This window comes from Legionella sp. km535 (assembly GCF_003990085.1).
GTDB classification, from domain to species: domain Bacteria; phylum Pseudomonadota; class Gammaproteobacteria; order Legionellales; family Legionellaceae; genus Legionella; species Legionella moravica.
Map to the genome: position 1 here is coordinate 1 of NZ_RZGU01000045.1, position 5,439 is coordinate 5,439.

The window sequence follows — 5,439 nt, forward strand, 5'->3', positions numbered from 1 at the left end:
CGCGGAAATTCGAAGTATAGTCTTTACTCACACCTCAACCGAATTCCCGCGGCATTGACCGCTTTAATTAATTGCAAGAGTCTACGTACCGTAGCTTGTCCTTGAATCTTCTTTGCATCTTTGAAGCCCAGTTCCGCTTTATAGAATGGATTCCGCGGTCGAAGCCGCGGAAATTCGAAGTATAGTTTTTACTCACACCTCAACCGAATTCCCGCGGCATTGACCGCGGGATCCAGGGGGTAGGCAATGATGTGGTCAAGCGGCCGTGATTGGCTCAGCCAGGTATGCACAGAGGTCAATGGTTAACTCGACCTGGAAGTTGCTTTTCTAAACGGTAAATAGCGAGGCTCCCAAAAAATATCATGAATTAATTGCTCCAGATCAGCATCATGATTTTTTTGCGCATATCCTGAGTCAATAGCACAACGAGCCACAGCAACTGCAATAGCCTTGGCTACTGTTTGAGCATTGTCCAAGGATGGCAATAAAGGTAGGAAACTGTCCTTTTTGCTAGGTGCGAAATCACACAGTACTTTTGCTGCAGCCAGAATCATTTCTTTGGTTAATCGAGTAGCATTAACGGCCAGGACTCCCAAACCAATGCCAGGAAATACTAAAGCATTATTGCACTGAGCTACCTGAACCATACGGTTATGAAACTCAATAGGAGGAAATGCTGTTCCTGTAGCTATAAGCGCTCTACCTTGGCTCCAGGCTAAAATATTTGCCGGTTGCGCTTCGCATTTTTCATCGGGATTCGAGAGAGGAAAAATAATCGGGCGATCACAATGCGCTGACATGCTTTCAATGATATCCTGGGAAAAAGCACCAGTTTGAGCCGAGCAGCCTATCAAGATCGTAGGTTTTACATGACGGACTGTATCGGTGAGCGATGGATGCTGTTTCTCATTAATTGCCCATGATGCGATCTCATCTGCACTTCGTGCATAAGGCTTTTGTGCATCCGTCAAATCCATATCGGTATCAAGTAATAAACCTTGTCTGTCAATTAACCAAAATCGTTGATACGCCTCTTCGATGCTCAGGCCATCACGAACCATCGCATCAATAATCTGGTCACTAATACCCGTACCTGCTGAACCTGCGCCAAATACTACAATGCGTTGATCCTGAAGTTTTGTACCAGTGACATCGCAAGCAGCCAATAAAGCCGCCAGGGTTACAGCGCCAGTCCCCTGAATGTCGTCATTAAACGTACATAATTGATCCTGATATTGATCCAGGATACGTCTGGCGTTTCCGCGGCCAAAATCTTCCCAATGAAGGAACGCATTGGGAAATTGTTTATGCACTTCAGTGACGAAGGTCAGGATAAAATTGTCGTATTCAGAACTGTCAATGCGCTGATGGCGGCATCCCAGATACATCGGATCATCTAACAGTTCCTGATTGTTGGTGCCTACATCAAGAAATACGGGCAAAGTTCGTGTCGGATCGATGCCCCCACATAAGCTGTAGACCATGAGTTTGGCAACCGGAATATCCATACCACCTATGCCCTGATCACCAATACCCAGAACGCCTTCTCCGTCGGTTACGACAATAAGATCTATTTCCGGATTGGAACGGTTATTAATGATCTCTTCAATATGGTTTTTTTCAGAATGAGCAATGTAAAGGCCTCTGGGCTGTCGGTATTCATGACTGAAACGCTTCACTGCAGTGCCCACTATAGGTGTGTAAATAGTTGGCAACATTTCAGCCAAATGACGGCTCAGCAATTTATAAAAAACAATCTGATTTTTATCATGCAGATTATTTAGATAAATATTTTGTTTTAATCGAGAGGTATAGGTTGAGTATTGTAAATAAGCTCGCTTTACTTGTTCGTCCAGAGTTTCTACACGATTGGGAAGTTTTCCCAATAAACCAAATTCCTTTCTTTCTTCATTGGTAAAAGCAGTACCTTTATTTAGTTGTGGTGTGGTCAGTAAAGGCTTACCACATAAAGCGGTCTCAATATACAACTCACCGGTTTGTGCGTCACGATTCAGTTTAAAATCTAGCATGTGGTTTTCTCTTTAAGATAGCGTTACTTGCTGACTGGTGATAATATCGGCTTTTTGTAGTCTACATCAAGAGGTTGTGAATGAATAAGTACCTGGTGATGCTTTTCATGATAATGGGATTAACGGCCTGTAGTGAACGTGGCGAAAACTATTACCGCTCCAATCCTAATGAATTACAAATGGCCATAAAGTCCTGTCCAAACAAACAGCCGGAGGGTTTAACCTGCGAGCAGATTGGGCAACTGGGCAGTCGGATGAATAGCCTGGCTTATCAATTGCAATTAAATCCACAGGCTTTTGGTAATAAAATTTTAGCCCTTCAGCAAACGATTGCGAAGCAAAAGCTGGAGTTGCATGACGCCGGAACGAATTCTGAATTAAAAGTTTCTTTAGAGCAAAATGAGCATGATTTAGCCGACTATTTGGCTGTAGTGAAATGGTTGGAATCACCTGAGAGTTGATGATGAGAATCTTAGTAAGTAATGATGATGGCGTGTCGGCTACTGGAATAAGAGTTTTGGCTACAGAGCTTGCCAAAATTGCAGAGATCGATGTAGTTGCACCAGACCGAAACAGAAGTGGCGCGAGTAATTCATTAACCTTGAGAGATCCGCTCAGAATAAAAAAACTGGATAATGACTATCATAGTGTAGAAGGAACACCAACTGATTGTGTCCATCTGGCATTAACCGGTTTTTTAGATCATCAAGTTGACATTGTTGTTTCCGGAATCAATGAAGGTGCCAATTTAGGTGATGATATTTTGTACTCTGGAACTGTTGCTGCCGCGATGGAAGGGCGCTATCTTGGATTGCCAGCCATAGCCATTTCCATGGTTGGTGATACGAACCTGCATTATCAAACCGCGGCTGTTATAGCCCGGCAGTTGGTTATGAAATTAAGCGTTAACAGTCTTCCTTCTCAAACGATACTCAATGTAAATGTTCCCAATTTACCATTGGATCAAATCAAGGGATTGCAAGTAACACGATTAGGTACTCGTCATGGTGCTGAACCTACCGTTAAAGAATATGATCCAAGGGGCAGGCCTATTTATTGGGTTGGTCCCCCTGGATTAGAGGCAGATGCCGGCCCAGGAACAGATTTTCATGCAATTAACTCAGGTTTTGTCTCTATTACTCCACTGCATCTGGATATGACGAATTATAAGTTGTTTGATCAGTTATCCCAAGTGCTGTCCGGGGTGCATTTGCAGGCTTAAATCCAAAGTATAATAAATGAACATTTAATTTGAGATTTTTAAAATGCTAAATTTATGCAAAAGACTTTTTTGCCTACTGCTCCTGATAATTCTTGCCGGTTGTGGGGCAAGAAATGACCTGGCTCCGGTAACTGAGCTAAAATGGCAACCTTATTCGAAATATCAAAAAACTCACACCGTAAGGCGTGGCGAAACTCTTTATGCAATAGCATTTCGTTATGATACAGATTATAGACAGCTTGCTCAGTTAAACCATTTGCGCCCACCATTTTCTTTGAGGGTTGGACAAGTTCTTAATGTTCAGGGCGTTACACGAACACGGTATCCGGTAAGAAAAGCTTATACTCCCAGATATACAAAGCCAGTTACCCGAAGTCCGCGAAGGGTTTTTCACTCACCAACTGTGTTCTCTCGTTTGGGTTCACGCTCTGGATGGTTATGGCCTGTAAACGGTCAAGTTGCCACTTCATTTGTTCCTGCTCAAGGTAAAAAAGGCATAAATATTGCATGTACTAAAGGAAGCAAAGTTCGTGCTTCTTCGGGAGGCGTAGTTGCTTATGCTGGAAGTGGATTAGCTGGATATGGTAATTTAATCATTATCAAACACAATAATGAGTTTTTAACAGCATATGGAAATAATTCCAGAAATCTGGTTTCTGAAGGGCAGCGAGTCAATGCGGGCCAAGTGATAGCAGAAGCTGGAATGATTGAACGTAAATATTGGGGCGTTCATTTTGAAATTAGAAAGGCGGGAATACCAGTCAATCCATTGAATTATCTACAAAAAGGTTGACATATAACTTGTAGTTATAGCAACAATAGACTTGTTGAGAAGCAACATACATTTCGAAACGGGGCTAAACATTATAGGTGATACAATGAGCGCGGATGATGAGCCAATTAAAGAGACGGAAATCAAGGAAGAAGAGTGGGTTGAGCCTGATGATGATTCTCTTTTAATCGAGGATGATATTGAATCGATTATAGAAAAGTCAGAGGATGAGGAACTTATTGATCTGCCTGATTTCAGCGATGATGCTGCTTTTCCTACTTTCCAACGAGGTAAAAATATCGCGAAGGCGATGGATGCGACCCAACTGTATTTAAGTGAAATTGGGTTTTCACCTTTACTTAGTGCCGAGGAAGAAGTTCATTATGCAACTCTTGCTTTGAAAGGGGATATTGCGGCACGTAAGAAGATGATTGAATCCAACTTACGTCTGGTTGTTAAGATATCTCGCCGTTACCTGAATCGAGGATTACCACTACTTGATTTGATTGAAGAAGGTAATTTGGGTCTAATGAAATCTGTGGAGAAATTTGATCCTCATCGAGGCTTCAGATTTTCAACTTATGCCACCTGGTGGATAAGACAGACTATTGAGCGCGCTATCATGAATCAAACGAGAACCATTCGTTTACCAATTCATGTAGTTAAAGAGTTAAATGTCTATTTAAGGGCAGCAAGACAGTTAACACAAAAGCTCGATCATGAACCCTCACCAGAAGAAATCGCTGAAATGGTTGATAAACCATTGGAGGATGTTCAAAAACTGTTGGGATTAAATGATAAAGTAACTTCAGTTGATACACCTATCGGCTTTGATGAAACCAAATCTTTGTTGGATACTATTGCTGATGAAAACAGCGTGAATCCGGCCGAACTGTTAACAAATGAGAATCTTCGATTACATATAGAATCTCTATTGGATAAATTGACTGAAAACCAGCAGCAAGTAATCGCGCGACGATTTGGCCTGAGAGGTTTTGAAAAGGCAACGCTTGAGGATGTCGGTAAAGAAATTGATTTGACTCGCGAGCGAGTTCGCCAAATTCAGGTTGAAGCGTTAAAAACATTACGAACTTTATTGGAGAGAGTCGGTTTGACCCAGGAAGATCTCTTCTAATTGGTTTGATGATGTGACGTGATGCCTGTTGGATTGCGATGGCTTGTGCCTCGAAGCATGATGAATGTTGTGGTGAACAGCATCATCCTGCTTTTGAATTTTTTATGCTTTCGATGCTTCAAGTCTTGCTCCTGATTGTTATCAGTTATCCCCGCGAAAGCGCACTACTGTCCGGTTTAAGTTTTAGTCTCCAGTAGAAGTGGCACTTCTGGAGACATAGGCTTTTTATCTAAATAGAAGGCATTAACTGGCACCGGTTTTTCTAAATTGCATTTGATCC

6 protein-coding genes are annotated in these 5,439 nt (G+C 42.1%); 4 read left to right on the forward strand and 2 right to left on the reverse strand.

What is annotated here, in order from left to right; genetic code table 11:
- Positions 1-302: 302 nt before the first annotated feature.
- Complete coding sequence (locus ELY21_RS15325) at positions 303-2,030, reverse strand: NAD-dependent malic enzyme (protein ID WP_127110914.1); 1,728 nt, start codon at positions 2,028-2,030, stop codon at positions 303-305.
- 80 nt (positions 2,031-2,110) lie between these two features.
- Between ELY21_RS15325 and ELY21_RS15330 the strand changes: the two genes are divergently transcribed.
- From ELY21_RS15330 to rpoS, 4 genes are all read left to right on the forward strand, one after another.
- Positions 2,111-2,491 carry a hypothetical protein gene (locus ELY21_RS15330; RefSeq protein ID WP_127110915.1) on the forward strand — a complete coding sequence of 127 codons (381 nt, stop codon included), beginning with the start codon at positions 2,111-2,113 and terminating at the stop codon, positions 2,489-2,491.
- A 2-nt stretch (positions 2,492-2,493) separates the two neighbouring features.
- Entirely contained in the window at positions 2,494-3,252 is a 759-nt protein-coding gene (surE, locus tag ELY21_RS15335) for a 5'/3'-nucleotidase SurE (RefSeq protein WP_127110917.1), read from the forward strand.
- 43 nt (positions 3,253-3,295) lie between these two features.
- On the forward strand, positions 3,296-4,045 hold the full coding sequence (locus tag ELY21_RS15340; protein ID WP_028384413.1) for a peptidoglycan DD-metalloendopeptidase family protein: 750 nt from the start codon (positions 3,296-3,298) through the stop codon (positions 4,043-4,045).
- An 85-nt stretch (positions 4,046-4,130) separates the two neighbouring features.
- On the forward strand, positions 4,131-5,159 hold the full coding sequence (gene rpoS / locus ELY21_RS15345) for an RNA polymerase sigma factor RpoS (protein WP_127110916.1): 1,029 nt from the start codon (positions 4,131-4,133) through the stop codon (positions 5,157-5,159).
- Here rpoS and ELY21_RS15955 read toward each other — a convergent pair.
- The gene (locus ELY21_RS15955; protein WP_255411199.1) at positions 5,156-5,281 is read right to left on the reverse strand and encodes a hypothetical protein; all 126 of its coding nucleotides are present in this window, start codon (positions 5,279-5,281) and stop codon (positions 5,156-5,158) included. The genes rpoS and ELY21_RS15955 overlap by 4 nt on opposite strands.
- Positions 5,282-5,439: the final 158 nt, after the last annotated feature.